Below are 14,353 nucleotides of genomic sequence, written 5' to 3'. Positions count from 1 at the left end.
GCCAGCACAACTGGTATGGATACTTGCATTGGTCTTAATGTGCCGATGCGTTTTCCAAATCTTTACAGATGGGCTGATTGAATCTTACTTTAGTTGTTCATTTTAGCTAAGCGTATAACTAAATCAAGTTGCTTTGCATATTAATGAATCGATTGATGCTTTATATACAACTGCTTGGGTGTTGTATAGTCAAGCCTCACGAGCAATTAGTATTGGTCAGCTTCACATATCACTATGCTTCCACATCCAACCTATCAACGTCCTAGTCTCGAACGGCTCTTTAGAGGACATAAAGTCCTAGGGAAATCTTATCTTGAGGTAGGCTTCCCGCTTAGATGCTTTCAGCGGTTATCCCTTCCGAACATAGCTACCCGGCGATGCGACTGGCGTCACAACCGGTACACCAGAGGTTCGTCCACTCTGGTCCTCTCGTACTAGGAGCAGATCCTCTCAAATTTCCAGCGCCCACGGTAGATAGGGACCGAACTGTCTCACGACGTTCTAAACCCAGCTCGCGTACCTCTTTAAATGGCGAACAGCCATACCCTTGGGACCTGCTTCAGCCCCAGGATGAGATGAGCCGACATCGAGGTGCCAAACACCGCCGTCGATATGAACTCTTGGGCGGTATCAGCCTGTTATCCCCAGAGTACCTTTTATCCGTTGAGCGATGGCCCTTCCATACAGAACCACCGGATCACTAAGACCTACTTTCGTACCTGCTCGACTTGTGGGTCTCGCAGTTAAGCGCGCTTTTGCCTTTATACTCTACGCGTGATTTCCGACCACGCTGAGCGCACCTTCGTACTCCTCCGTTACTCTTTAGGAGGAGACCGCCCCAGTCAAACTACCCACCAGACATGGTCCTCGCCCCGGATTACGGGGCAGAGTTAGAACCTCAACATTACCAGGGTGGTATTTCAAGGACGGCTCCATTGGAACTAGCGTTCCAACTTCAAAGCCTCCCACCTATCCTACACAAGTAAGGTCAAAGTTCAATGTCAAGCTGCAGTAAAGGTTCACGGGGTCTTTCCGTCTAGCCGCGGGTACACTGCATCTTCACAGCGATTTCGATTTCACTGAGCCTCTGCTGGAGACAGCGCCGCCATCATTATGCCATTCGTGCAGGTCGGAACTTACCCGACAAGGAATTTCGCTACCTTAGGACCGTTATAGTTACGGCCGCCGTTTACTGGGGCTTCGATCAAGAGCTTCGCTTACGCTAACCCCATCAATTAACCTTCCAGCACCGGGCAGGCATCACACCCTATACGTCCACTTTCGTGTTTGCAGAGTGCTATGTTTTTAATAAACAGTTGCAGCGGCCTGGTTTCTGTGGCTGCCAATAGCTCAGACCGCAAGGGTCATCACCGTCAGCAGCGTACCTTCTCCCGAAGTTACGGTACCATTTTGCCTAGTTCCTTCAGCAGAGTTCTCTCAAGCGCCTTGGTCTACTCGACCTGACCACCTGTGTCGGTTTCGGGTACGATTCCTGTGTAACTGAAGCTTAGAGACTTTTCCTGGAAGCATGGTATCAGCCACTTCGCTGTACAAGTACAGCTTGCTATCAGATCTCAGCATAGAGCACCCCGGATTTGCCTAAGATGCATGCCTACTTCCTTCCACCTGGACAACCAACGCCAGGCTGACTTAACCTTCTCCGTCCTCTCATCGCATTACACAGAAGTATTGGAATATTAACCAATTTCCCATCGACTACGCCTTTCGGCCTCGCCTTAGGGGTCGACTCACCCAGCCCCGATTAACGTTGGACTGGAACCCTTGGTCTTTCGGCGAACGGGTTTTTCACCCGTTTTGTCGTTACTCACGTCAGCATTCGCACTTCTGATACCTCCAGCATACTTCTCAATACACCTTCATCGGCTTACAGAACGCTCCCCTACCACTTGACTAAAAGTCAAATCCGCAGCTTCGGCACATAGTTTTAGCCCCGTTACATCTTCCGCGCAGGCCGACTCGACTAGTGAGCTATTACGCTTTCTTTAAAGGGTGGCTGCTTCTAAGCCAACCTCCTAGCTGTCTATGCCTTCCCACATCGTTTCCCACTTAACTATGATTTTGGGGCCTTAGCTGGCGGTCTGGATTGTTTTCCTCTTGACTACGGACGTTAGCACCCGCAGTCTGTCTCCCGGATAGTACTCATAGGTATTCGGAGTTTGCATCGGTTTGGTAAGTCGGGATGACCCCCTAGCCGAAACAGTGCTCTACCCCCTATGGTATTCGTCCGAGGCGCTACCTAAATAGCTTTCGGGGAGAACCAGCTATCACCAGGCTTGATTAGCCTTTCACCCCTATCCACAAGTCATCCCCTGGCTTTTCAACGACAGTGGGTTCGGTCCTCCAGTTAGTGTTACCCAACCTTCAACCTGCTCATGGATAGATCGCCTGGTTTCGGGTCTATACCCAGCAACTAAACGCCCTATTAAGACTCGATTTCTCTACGGCTCCCCTATACGGTTAACCTCGCTACTGAATATAAGTCGCTGACCCATTATACAAAAGGTACGCAGTCACCGAACAAGTCGGCTCCCACTGCTTGTATGCATGCGGTTTCAGGATCTATTTCACTCCCCTCACAGGGGTTCTTTTCGCCTTTCCCTCACGGTACTGGTTCACTATCGGTCAGTCAGGAGTATTTAGCCTTGGAGGATGGTCCCCCCATATTCAGACAAGGTTTCACGTGCCTCGCCCTACTCGTCATCATTATGTGTGCCCTTTCGTGTACGGGAATATCACCCTCTACGTTCGCACTTCCCAGAGCGTTCCACTAAAACACACATAACTTAATGGGCTGATCCCCGTTCGCTCGCCGCTACTAAGGGAATCTCAATTGATTTCTTTTCCTAAGGGTACTGAGATGTTTCACTTCCCCTCGTTCGCCTTGCAACACTATGTATTCATGTTGCAATACCTACCTTAAAGTAGGTGGGTTCCCCCATTCAGAAATCTCCGGATCAAAGGATATTTGCCGCCTCCCCGGAGCTTATCGCAGGCTATTACGTCTTTCATCGCCTCTGACTGCCAAGGCATCCACCACATGCACTTAATTACTTGACTATACAACCCCAAACAGTCGTCAACACTTACAAGTGAGTGTTGTCCGTGCGATTCTTCATCGCTACTATCTGTTGCCTGTGTATTTAAACACTGTACAGCTTCAATCTAAATTCATATACCAAAACGCTTGATTCAGTTAATTTGCTAGTTCTCAATTCATCTAGATTAATTGCTTAATCTAAATTCTTGAGTGAACAATTTATTTCAGACTCAATTTTGCCAATCTGTTAATGAATAAACATGCCTTCGTCAGGTCATGCTTAATACCGTGATACTTAAATCACAGAAGTTAATAAACCAAGATCTAAATCTCTATTTACTAATTTCTGTAATCCGAACTTCTCTTAAGTTCTGGTGGAGACTAGGAGAGTCGAACTCCTGACCTCCTGCGTGCAAAGCAGGCGCTCTACCAACTAAGCTAAGTCCCCAGCTTACATCATCAGTCATGTATCTTTTATCTATAACTTCAACCAGTCAAAGTCATGGTGGGTCTGACAAGACTTGAACTTGTGACCCCACGCTTATCAAGCGTGTGCTCTAACCAACTGAGCTACAGACCCTCAGATACATCTATGAAGAACAACTTGTTGTGGATTCTTACCAATCGTCAATCTTTCGTTAAGGAGGTGATCCAGCCGCAGGTTCCCCTACGGCTACCTTGTTACGACTTCACCCCAGTCATCGGCCACACCGTGGTAACCGCCCTCTTTGCAGTTAGGCTAGCTACTTCTGGTGCAACAAACTCCCATGGTGTGACGGGCGGTGTGTACAAGGCCCGGGAACGTATTCACCGCGGCATTCTGATCCGCGATTACTAGCGATTCCGACTTCATGGAGTCGAGTTGCAGACTCCAATCCGGACTACGATCGGCTTTTTGAGATTAGCATCCTATCGCTAGGTAGCAACCCTTTGTACCGACCATTGTAGCACGTGTGTAGCCCTGGCCGTAAGGGCCATGATGACTTGACGTCGTCCCCGCCTTCCTCCAGTTTGTCACTGGCAGTATCCTTAAAGTTCCCGACATTACTCGCTGGCAAATAAGGAAAAGGGTTGCGCTCGTTGCGGGACTTAACCCAACATCTCACGACACGAGCTGACGACAGCCATGCAGCACCTGTATGTAAGTTCCCGAAGGCACCAATCCATCTCTGGAAAGTTCTTACTATGTCAAGGCCAGGTAAGGTTCTTCGCGTTGCATCGAATTAAACCACATGCTCCACCGCTTGTGCGGGCCCCCGTCAATTCATTTGAGTTTTAGTCTTGCGACCGTACTCCCCAGGCGGTCTACTTATCGCGTTAGCTGCGCCACTAAAGCCTCAAAGGCCCCAACGGCTAGTAGACATCGTTTACGGCATGGACTACCAGGGTATCTAATCCTGTTTGCTCCCCATGCTTTCGCACCTCAGCGTCAGTGTTAGGCCAGATGGCTGCCTTCGCCATCGGTATTCCTCCAGATCTCTACGCATTTCACCGCTACACCTGGAATTCTACCATCCTCTCCCACACTCTAGCTAACCAGTATCGAATGCAATTCCCAAGTTAAGCTCGGGGATTTCACATTTGACTTAATTAGCCGCCTACGCGCGCTTTACGCCCAGTAAATCCGATTAACGCTTGCACCCTCTGTATTACCGCGGCTGCTGGCACAGAGTTAGCCGGTGCTTATTCTGCGAGTAACGTCCACTATCTCTAGGTATTAACTAAAGTAGCCTCCTCCTCGCTTAAAGTGCTTTACAACCATAAGGCCTTCTTCACACACGCGGCATGGCTGGATCAGGCTTCCGCCCATTGTCCAATATTCCCCACTGCTGCCTCCCGTAGGAGTCTGGGCCGTGTCTCAGTCCCAGTGTGGCGGATCATCCTCTCAGACCCGCTACAGATCGTCGCCTTGGTAGGCCTTTACCCCACCAACTAGCTAATCCGACTTAGGCTCATCTATTAGCGCAAGGTCCGAAGATCCCCTGCTTTCTCCCGTAGGACGTATGCGGTATTAGCATTCCTTTCGAAATGTTGTCCCCCACTAATAGGCAGATTCCTAAGCATTACTCACCCGTCCGCCGCTAAGTGATAGTGCAAGCACCATCACTCCGCTCGACTTGCATGTGTTAAGCCTGCCGCCAGCGTTCAATCTGAGCCATGATCAAACTCTTCAGTTAAAAATCATTTTGCACCTTATTAAAGACAAGGTGCCAATTCTGGCTCATCAATTTTCTGACTTAAATTTCGCTCAAATAAACTTCGAGTAATTTAAACCAATCAATCAATGATAATATTTCGATCGATCAATCAGTAAAAATCCACACAAGTTGTTCTTCAATTCTCTTAATGATCTTCTTCCTGGTTCGTCACCAGCAAGCTAGGTCGGCTATATTACTCTTAATCTCTTAAAAGTCAACAGGTAATTTCGATATTTTTAAAACTTATTCTCAAAACTAACTTCTCATCAAATTCATCACTTAAAGCAACCAACCTAATTCCAAGTAACTGTTTTTCAACAAGTTATTATCTGCATCACCGCCGATGGATGTGCATTATAGAGGATTAATATCCTTTGACAACCCCTTTTTTAATATTACTGCAACGACAGTTCGCTTTTTAATCAAAAATGCTAAAAATAATCATTTTTTATATAAACATGGTTGTAAAAGCATCAATTTATCTAAAATTTTCTCGTCTTGATTCTTTTCCTGCCACCTAAGTGGGCGACAATCAATATATTCACAATATCCCCCCTCACCTTGTAGGCATTGTTCATTCCAACTTAATTGGTATTGAAAGCTTCCTACATATCCCGCAGCCAATCCAAATTTGTAGTCACCACGGCTTTGTGCATAGAGTTCAAAAATAATTTTTCCATTTTTTTTACACTGCCAAGAAAATTCTCTGGGTAAATACATCTCTTTACCGTTCGGTGTTCTAACTTTTGGATAAACGCGATGGATATGTAAATTTACATCTTCAGTAAAGCTCTCAACAGGCTTCCCAAATTCTTGAATATCTAATCTTGAACATAAGATGATATTCCACTGATTTCTTATTTGTGAAAATGCAAGCTGAGTCGTTTCATTTAAATTAATAATTTGGCATGTGTAAAAACATAAAGATAAGAACGGTAAATGCAGGGCTCTTGCGTGTTTAAATCGTCCCAACCCTTCAATTTGATACTTTTGCCCTTTATAAAAAACTTCACCTTCACATAAACATAGGGTTGACCAATAGTCCGAAACACCCCACTGCAATGCAGAATTATTAGAGATATTTTCTGAAATATGAATAGTAAGATTACAACCCATTTCTAGGTCTAATCTCTGAAGATGGATCTTTGGGATTTTCCACTCAATCAAGTCTGTTTTATCAAACTTATATTGTTCTGAGTCAAACTGGCACTGCCGCCGAATAGAATAAGTTTTTAAATGTCCCACACTATGTTGGCTATTACTTACAAGCACAGTTGCAGTATCAATTGCCGAAGTTGTAATAGTGTGAGCGTTATAACAAAGGGGAATTCGTGGCTGTCCAACTAGACTAATATAATTAAAGTAGCGCAGTGGAGCAGGAAGATTTGGAAGGATTAAGCCTTGATAAACTATTTTAAAAAAGCCGCGAGAAGGCTGATATACAACCCCCTCCTTAGCATTCAGGCCCAGCTGCTGTAATTGATTAATTTGACTTATCAACTTAGGCATACTGAACCTCTTCTATTTTATGTTTTTATTGTTTCGTTACTCTTGCGTGCAAATAGTGTCGTAACAAAACCAGAAAGAGCATAGAGTATTGAAACCGTCAAAATGCCCATTGGAATATTATAAGTGATTGCTGCAAAAATCAGTACTACTGGCAACATAACTACAAAGGGAACGCGTTTACGGTCCATTTGTTTGAAAGAGTAATATTTAATATTGGAAATCATGAGCAACCCCACAACAACCATAATCACAGCATTAATAGATTTAATCGCTATATCACGTAAATCAAAAATGAAAGGATAATCGCGAGCAACCCAAACAAGGGAAATAATGATAATGGCAGCGAGTGGGCTTGCAATTCCAATAAAATAGCGCTTATCAACAACACCAATTTGTACATTAAAACGTGCTAAACGGAAAGCTGCACATGCTGTATAAACAAAACAACATGCTAACCCAATACGGCCTAAATCATGCAAACTCCAGCTATACATCAGCATTGCCGGAGCCACACCAAAAGCTAATAAATCAGAAAGAGAATCATATTGCTCGCCAAAAGCACTTTGTGCACCAATTGCGCGAGCAACTCGACCATCTAGACCATCTAGAAGCGCTGCTATAAAAATGGCATAAATAGCTTGGGTAAAATCCCCATTCATACTTGCAATGATGGAATAGAAACCAGACAACAAAGCGGCTGTCGTAATTAAGTTAGGCCAAAGATAAATACCTCGGCGCTTCACTTTTTGTCCTTCCGGATTATCCTCTTCTTCAACCACTTCGAATGTAATCCCATCAAATGAATGTTCATTATGAGTTAAATCTTGCTCTGGTTTAGGCGCATTTGTCATTATTTTCTATTCCAAACATGTGCATTGATTTAAGTTAACTGTTACTCACCTACTAACCAGCGAACAGCAGCGTGACCACCAGTTTCTTGCATGCGTAGATGCGGGAATAACCACTGTAGAGCCTGGTCAGCTTGTTCAGAGAACTGCCAAGGTGGGTTAATCACTAATAGACCACAACCATTCAAGCCTACAGGTGTGTCATCTGGCCATACACAAATTTCGCAGACTAACTGACGGCGAATTCCTGTTTTAAACATTTTCTTTTCAAAACGTTCGATCATCGCGCGGTCTTTGATTGGATACCAAACTGCGAAAACGCCTGTTGGCCATTTCTTATGAGCTTGTTGTAACAGTTCAACTAATTGCGGAAAATCTTTACGTTCTAATTCGTAAGGCGGGTCAATCATGACCAAACCACGTTTTTCTTTTGGCGGAATTACGCCGAGCAGACCTTCGTAGGCATCACGTTCATGTAAACCTGCGCGTTTATCATAAATGTTGTGTCGTAATTGTTGAAAGACATCGCGTTGCATTTCAAAAATTGTTGCCTTATCAATTTCACGCATGCCTTGCAAAGCAAACCATGGTGAGCCCGGATAACTACCTTTGCCTTCTTCAGAGCGTAGCTGTTCTACCAACTTCAAATATTGTTGGATTGCTTCAGGTGCCTGACGCTTTTCCATTTCAGATATTTGAACTAGACGGTGAATGCCTGTAAGAAACTCTCCAGACTTTTGTGCAGGCGCCAGAGATAAATCATATTTTCCTGCACCTCCATGCGTATCGATATAACGATAAGGTTTATCTTTAGCATTTAAACGGTTGAGAAGCTGTAGCAAAAGCACATGCTTCATAACATCTGCAAAGTTGCCCGCATGGAAATGGTGACGGTAATTCATGTTGACTTTAATTCCTCAATTCAACAAATAGTTTAACATGAAAAAAATATTCTTTCGTAAGGTTGTGATCATCTAAAATAGAGCGGCTTGATATTTTTACGATCTACTCGAGGTTATATGCTCTCTCACCCGCTTCCGGACTCATGGGATCTGGATCAAATTCTAGATGATTTAAATACGCATGGCTTTGCGATTATTAATCAAGCCTATCCGGATCAATATCGCGCTCAAGTCGCTAACGAGTGTAGCCATCATATTGATGAATTTAGAGAAGCTGGCATTCAAAACGGCGTGATGAGTAATATCCGTAGCGATCATATTCTCTGGATTAATGATCAACTTCCTATTGCTCAGCAACATATTGAAACCTTAACTTCTTTTTCACAAAATCTAAATCAAGCATTCTATTTAGGAATTAAAGAAGTGGAAGCTCATTTCGCCCGTTATGGTTTGGGTGAGTTTTATGCTTTACACCGAGACAATCCTCAGCAAAAAAATGATCGTATTATCTCAACCGTTTATTATTTACATCCAGAATGGCAAGAAGATTGGGGTGGTCAATTACGACTGCAAGATAAAAATGAGAAGTGGCATATCGTTAATCCAGAGCCAAATCGACTTGTAATATTTCAAAGCAATTTATTACATGAAGTATTAACTTCAAAACAACAAAGACTCTCTATCACAGCCTGGCTTCGTAGCGGAAATTCGATTTGGGTTTAATGGTTACTCTTTAAATTTGGTAAATGAACCCGATATAAAAGCTATTGATTAAAGAAGGTAATGGCGTATGTCTATTGAAAGTAAAACAATTGTGAACCGAATTGGTGAAACAGACCAGCTTTATTTGACTGAAAATACGCCTGAACTTGCTTTGGAGCGTGCCGAGTTACGCATGCAACTTGTCGTATTAAGTCGTGTTCGCCAAGAACAACTTCATTTTCTACAAGAAGCGATTGTTTTGCTTGAACAAGCTCGTATGGAATATGAAGAAATGCCTTTGAGCTTATATCTTAATTTGTCTCTACACTTGGCCAAAGCGTATATGCTTTATTTTGAACTAAATAAAGAAAAACGTTTTGCGTTGATTACTCAACAAATTTTGAAGCCATTAGCACATCATGAACATGCTGATATTTATTTCTTCTTGGCTTATGCGTCAGCCGCTCGACAAGAGTCGGCATTGACTCGCCATTGGTTAACTAAATATTTATCAACAAGCACATGTGATCTAGCATTACTTCATGGCCAACCTGTATTTGACCTTGTCCGTCATGAGCCATGGTACAAGGATCAATTAAAAATAAAGACACATTAAACTCTTAATGTAATTAGGCCTGTTTCATATATTGAATATAAAACAGGCCTTTGTTTTATTCGTTTATTTTTTCACACTATCTTCATGTAGTTGTTCATTAAGTTCGTCAATTACCACAATCCATTCATCATCTTTTTCCCAATGGCTCTTTAAAAAATCACTTTGACCTTTTGACCAAAAAGAGGCTTCATGTAATTTCTGTTCAGCAGGCAATTGATGTGTTTTGATAAAGTTTTCGATGCTTGCTTCATCTGAATCTAAACCCAACTGATCAAATAAAAGCTCTAAAGTAGGTTGCTGTTCAAACATTGTTATTCTCCTATAACTTGTTTTAAATCATCTATTAACTAATCTAACAATAAAACCTTTTTATATGCATGATAATGTTTATATTTTCTTGTTGTTTTTTGTGTTTTGTTTCAAATGATTAAATATAAAAAAGCACTCTAAAAAGAGTGCTTTTTTTAACTTATCAAAAAGATAAATTATTTCAACATGTCAGCAATTGCTGCACGTTCTTCTTCAAGCTCGTTTAGAGTGAAGTTGATACGCTCACGGCTGAATTCATCGATTTCTAAACCTTGAACGATTTTGTATTCACCATTCTCAGTTGTTACAGGGAAACCGAACATAACGCCTTCTGGAATACCATAAGAACCGTCAGATGGAATACCCATAGTTACCCATTTGCCGTTTGTGCCAAGTGCCCAATCGCGCATATGGTCAATTGCAGCGTTAGCAGCAGAAGCAGCAGAAGACAAACCACGTGCTTCGATAATCGCAGCACCACGTTTACCAACAGTTGGAAGGAACACATCTTTGTTCCATGCCGCATCGTTGATTTTGTCTTTTAAGCTTTCGCCATTTGCAGTTGCAAAACGGTAGTCAGCATACATTGTTGGAGAGTGGTTGCCCCAAACTGTTAAGTGTTCGATATCAGCAACTGCAACACCAGCTTTTTGAGCAACTTGAGTCAACGCACGGTTGTGGTCAAGACGCAACATAGCAGTAAAGTTTTTCGCTGGAAGGTCTGGAGCAGAGTTCATAGCGATGTAAGCGTTAGTGTTTGCAGGGTTACCTACAACTAATACTTTAACGTCACGACTAGCAACTTCGTTTAATGCTTGACCTTGACCGATGAAAATTTCACCGTTAACTTTTAACAAGTCAGCACGTTCCATACCAGGACCACGTGGACGAGAACCTACCAATAAAGCGTAGTCAGCATCTTTAAATGCAACTTTCGGATCATCAGTCCCGATCATGCCAGCCAATAAAGGGAAAGCACAGTCATCAAGTTCCATCATTACGCCTTTAAGCGCTTGTTGAGCTTTTTCAACTGGAACTTCAAGCAATTGTAAAATAACAGGTTGATCTTTACCTAACATTTCACCGCTTGCGATACGGAATAATAAGCTGTAACCAATTTGACCTGCAGCGCCAGTCACGGCAACACGAACGGGTTGCTTCATGTAATTGTCTCCAATGAGTGTCCTTAATCGGGCTAAATAGGAATTCCATCTAACCAAATCATCATAAACGGCAAAGATTGTACTCTAAAGATCTGGCAGATGCATGTAAAAGCGACTCATTTTCACCAAAAGTCTGATAGAAAATACAAATTAACCTTTACAAATAGATTCAATGTATGGTCAGCATTTTTTCACGAAATGATAGTTACCTTTAGTAACTACCTTTAATCGTGATTTCACCAGGGCAGTTCGATACAACATGATTTGCACATTGTTTATATTGGCCTTTTACCGTGTAACACACCTTCACTTCCGTCAAAACAACATCTGAACGTGATAACTGACAAGTCAAACGAATACCATTTTGCGGCAAGCTCGGATTAAGACGAGTAAATTGCTGTTTTAAGGCCGACTGTTGAATTTCAACATTTGTCGAACTGGTAAGGCTAGCTGGAATTTTTAAACGTTCAGCAAAATTAATGACTGTCCGGAAATATTGACTTGCATTCATAGGAACGCATCCCCCTACACTTTTCCAAAGCTGTACACGCGCATTGTTGTCAGGCATGACCCGAGCTACGACTTTGGCTTGCAATGGGGAAAGAGCTGCCGAACTTTCTGTTGAACAATCAGTCTGATTTGTTTCTGGCATAAGGCCCGTAATTGTCAATGAATATCCTTCAAGACATTTACGTTGTTTTTGTTTAGAAGGATCTAACGCACATGCGGCAGGTGTCATTTGTACGTGCATCACATATCCCTGTAAATTAACAGGTTCGGCATGCAAAACGGAACTCATCAATCCTACCCCTGCACAGATAAGCCACCATGCAAGTTGCAAAATTGAACGAAGTTCCAAATATCTATATTTCATTTAATTAAAACTTGAATATGCCAATTAAAAGAAGATCCATCATCAACCACCTAAACTTAAGGCGATGTACGCATTGGAATGACTTTCATACGTTGTGATAATGATTGAGCCCCTTGCCCCAATATCACACCATAATGTGTTGCATTAGTCATAACATGCTTGACATAGTCTCTGGTTTCTAACAATGGAATTGTCTCTGTATATTGGTCAGCCGAAATTGATTGAAAGTCCGGTTGCCAACGTCTTGCCCGATTAGGTCCAGCATTATAACCTGCCGTTGCCAAAACTGGATTATTGCTTAATTGTCCCTGAATCATCGACAAATAAAATGTACCATATCGAATATTGGTATTCATTTCATTTAATGCCGCTGGATTATAGGTTTCGCCCATTTGACGTGCAATCAACTTTGCCGTATCGGGCATAATTTGCATAAGTCCACCCGCTCCAACGTGAGAGCGTGCGGAGGTAACAAATCGGCTTTCTTGTCGCATTAAACCATAAGCCCACGCTGGATCAATTCCTGCATTGTAACTATGACTTACGACATTAGTCTTATGGGGTGTCACATAGCGATACGTATCATTATGTTTATTTGTTGTACGATCTGCTGCGTAAATCGCACGGTCATACCATCCCATATCATGAGCACGCTTTGCAGCAGCTAACAACACACCATCATCATGTTGAAGATAAGCTTGTCGAACGGCCCAGTTCCATTCTCGATTGGTATAAGTTGGATTTGCATTAATACGTCTTAAAGTAAAAGCACGATTAAAGTGAACATTCTGATCTAAACGTCTTAAATCACTTGCTGTTGGCTGGTCATCATAAGGTTGGTGATTATAACGTTCGCCCAAACGATCTTTAGCTAACAGGTTGTGATAGTCATCGCCACTTTCAGCTAACTTCTTATAAATACGTTGCGCAGTATTTTTTGAATTACTGTCATTGCGCTGCTCTGTTGCACGAGCAAGCCAATATTGCCAGCGATCTTCTTGTTTTTGTGTCACGCTCATAGCATCAATAGCACGAATTAAACTTTCCCACGCACCAAATCGAATTGCCTGACGCGCATAAATTTCAGCTTCTTCAGGGCTTAGAGGGTAACCGTAACTTGCATCAAAATATTGAAGAACTTCACGATTGAAATTATTTTTCATGACCGTGGTGCCACCAATATAAGCCACAGTTCTATATAAATACTTTTGTATATTCTCTGGTGTACCTTGAGCGACACGTTGTACATTCGAAAAAGCGTTAGGTAAGTCATTATTAGCCAAACGACCTAATGCAAAAATTAAATAAGCATAGTCTGTATCATTTGCTTTAGGCGCGCTCCACAAATAATTGAGTGGGTTAGCCTGAATTTGGTTAAGCTGAGCCAAAGACAGATTCATACCTAAAGTCTGCGCCGTAGCAAGGGCCTGCCCTGTTAAACCAGAACGTAACTGCACCCAAAGGCGCTGTTGCTTATCTTGCTGACTCATTAATGGGCTAGATAACATCAAGCGTCCTAGACCCACACAAGATTCAGGTTGCGATTCGGTGGCTAACCATACATCTTTATATTCAGCAAAAACTAATGCATCACCGGTTTTGGCTCTCACCTGTGCCAATGCACAGTTTTCAGCCTGATCTGGATTGGTGACATAAGATAGTAAAGGTTGTGCAGATGCGAAGTCAGCTTGTTTAACTTTTTCTTCAACATAATCGGCTGCTAATTTCTCAGCCATTGCTGATTGAGGATAACGTTGAGCAAAACTTACAATCGAAGCTGAAGGTTGAAAGCCAAGATTGGTATTAAGTTTCCAATATTCTGGATAGTACCCCAATACATCATTTTGCATAGCAAGCTGATATTGGTCTAATAACGCGGTATTGCCACTATTTGCAGCATTTAACGCATCATTGAACTGCTCTTCGGCAGCATAGGTAAATGAACAACCAAGTAAACACATAGCTCCTAACCAGCTACGATGCATATATTTATTTTTCATTACACGACTATGGATTGATGAGCTCTTTCTACTTGGTCTCATAAATGTGTTAAACCCTGACTATTCACCTTCAAAGCATAGTTTAATTAGTCTTCGTGCTTTCTTTTGTTGTGTTATGTAACTCTATGATTCAACATCATTAAAATTCACATAATTTACTTCAAAAAAACGGTA

8 protein-coding genes, 2 tRNA genes, 2 rRNA genes and 1 pseudogene are annotated in these 14,353 nt (G+C 42.5%); 2 read left to right on the top strand and 11 right to left on the bottom strand.

The window, feature by feature from the left end; genetic code table 11:
- Window positions 1-185: 185 nt before the first annotated feature.
- The 7 genes and pseudogenes from F886_RS03345 to F886_RS03315 form a co-directional block, all read right to left on the bottom strand.
- A 23S ribosomal RNA gene (locus F886_RS03345) occupies window positions 186-3,078 on the bottom strand.
- A 352-nt stretch (window positions 3,079-3,430) separates the two neighbouring features.
- Window positions 3,431-3,506, bottom strand: a tRNA-Ala gene (locus F886_RS03340).
- 55 nt (window positions 3,507-3,561) lie between these two features.
- A tRNA-Ile gene (locus F886_RS03335) sits at window positions 3,562-3,638 on the bottom strand.
- Between the two features lie 59 nt (window positions 3,639-3,697).
- Window positions 3,698-5,235: ribosomal RNA gene (locus tag F886_RS03330) — 16S ribosomal RNA — on the bottom strand.
- Together the 16S and 23S rRNA genes with 2 tRNA genes alongside form the textbook arrangement of a ribosomal RNA operon.
- 452 nt (window positions 5,236-5,687) lie before the next feature.
- Window positions 5,688-6,765, bottom strand: a pseudogene (locus F886_RS03325) (DUF6670 family protein).
- Between the two features lie 17 nt (window positions 6,766-6,782).
- The gene (pssA, locus tag F886_RS03320; protein WP_004789558.1) at window positions 6,783-7,616 is read right to left on the bottom strand and encodes a CDP-diacylglycerol--serine O-phosphatidyltransferase; all 834 of its coding nucleotides are present in this window, start codon (window positions 7,614-7,616) and stop codon (window positions 6,783-6,785) included.
- 41 nt (window positions 7,617-7,657) lie between these two features.
- A complete protein-coding gene (locus F886_RS03315) occupies window positions 7,658-8,515 on the bottom strand; it encodes a 23S rRNA (adenine(2030)-N(6))-methyltransferase RlmJ (protein ID WP_004789560.1) in 858 nt (285 codons plus the stop codon).
- 117 nt (window positions 8,516-8,632) lie between these two features.
- On the opposite strand from F886_RS03315, the gene F886_RS03310 reads away from it, so the two are divergent.
- Together F886_RS03310 and F886_RS03305 are read left to right on the top strand one after the other, a co-directional pair.
- Window positions 8,633-9,238 carry a 2OG-Fe(II) oxygenase gene (locus F886_RS03310; protein WP_005301351.1) on the top strand — a complete coding sequence of 202 codons (606 nt, stop codon included), beginning with the start codon at window positions 8,633-8,635 and terminating at the stop codon, window positions 9,236-9,238.
- Between the two features lie 67 nt (window positions 9,239-9,305).
- Window positions 9,306-9,833, top strand: coding sequence for a hypothetical protein (locus tag F886_RS03305; protein ID WP_005301348.1), 528 nt, complete (start codon window positions 9,306-9,308; stop codon window positions 9,831-9,833).
- Window positions 9,834-9,896: 63 nt separating this feature from the next.
- Here F886_RS03305 and F886_RS03300 read toward each other — a convergent pair whose 3' ends face one another.
- The 4 genes from F886_RS03300 to F886_RS03285 form a co-directional block, all read right to left on the bottom strand.
- Window positions 9,897-10,142: a DUF2789 family protein gene (locus F886_RS03300; RefSeq protein ID WP_002119522.1), complete on the bottom strand. Its 246-nt coding sequence runs from the start codon at window positions 10,140-10,142 to the stop codon at window positions 9,897-9,899.
- A gap of 176 nt (window positions 10,143-10,318) precedes the next feature.
- Complete coding sequence (locus F886_RS03295; protein ID WP_003653591.1) at window positions 10,319-11,305, bottom strand: malate dehydrogenase; 987 nt, start codon at window positions 11,303-11,305, stop codon at window positions 10,319-10,321.
- 211 nt (window positions 11,306-11,516) lie between these two features.
- Complete coding sequence (locus F886_RS03290) at window positions 11,517-12,179, bottom strand: ribonuclease T2 family protein (protein WP_004789563.1); 663 nt, start codon at window positions 12,177-12,179, stop codon at window positions 11,517-11,519.
- A gap of 56 nt (window positions 12,180-12,235) precedes the next feature.
- Window positions 12,236-14,179 carry a lytic transglycosylase domain-containing protein gene (locus F886_RS03285; RefSeq protein ID WP_005301345.1) on the bottom strand — a complete coding sequence of 648 codons (1,944 nt, stop codon included), beginning with the start codon at window positions 14,177-14,179 and terminating at the stop codon, window positions 12,236-12,238.
- Between the last annotated feature and the right edge of the window lie 174 nt (window positions 14,180-14,353).

Source organism: Acinetobacter sp. NIPH 542 (genome assembly GCF_000369825.1).
GTDB classification, from domain to species: domain Bacteria; phylum Pseudomonadota; class Gammaproteobacteria; order Pseudomonadales; family Moraxellaceae; genus Acinetobacter; species Acinetobacter oleivorans.
Note: the sequence above shows the minus strand (reverse complement) of the source record. Positions and strands in the feature narration are given on the sequence as shown.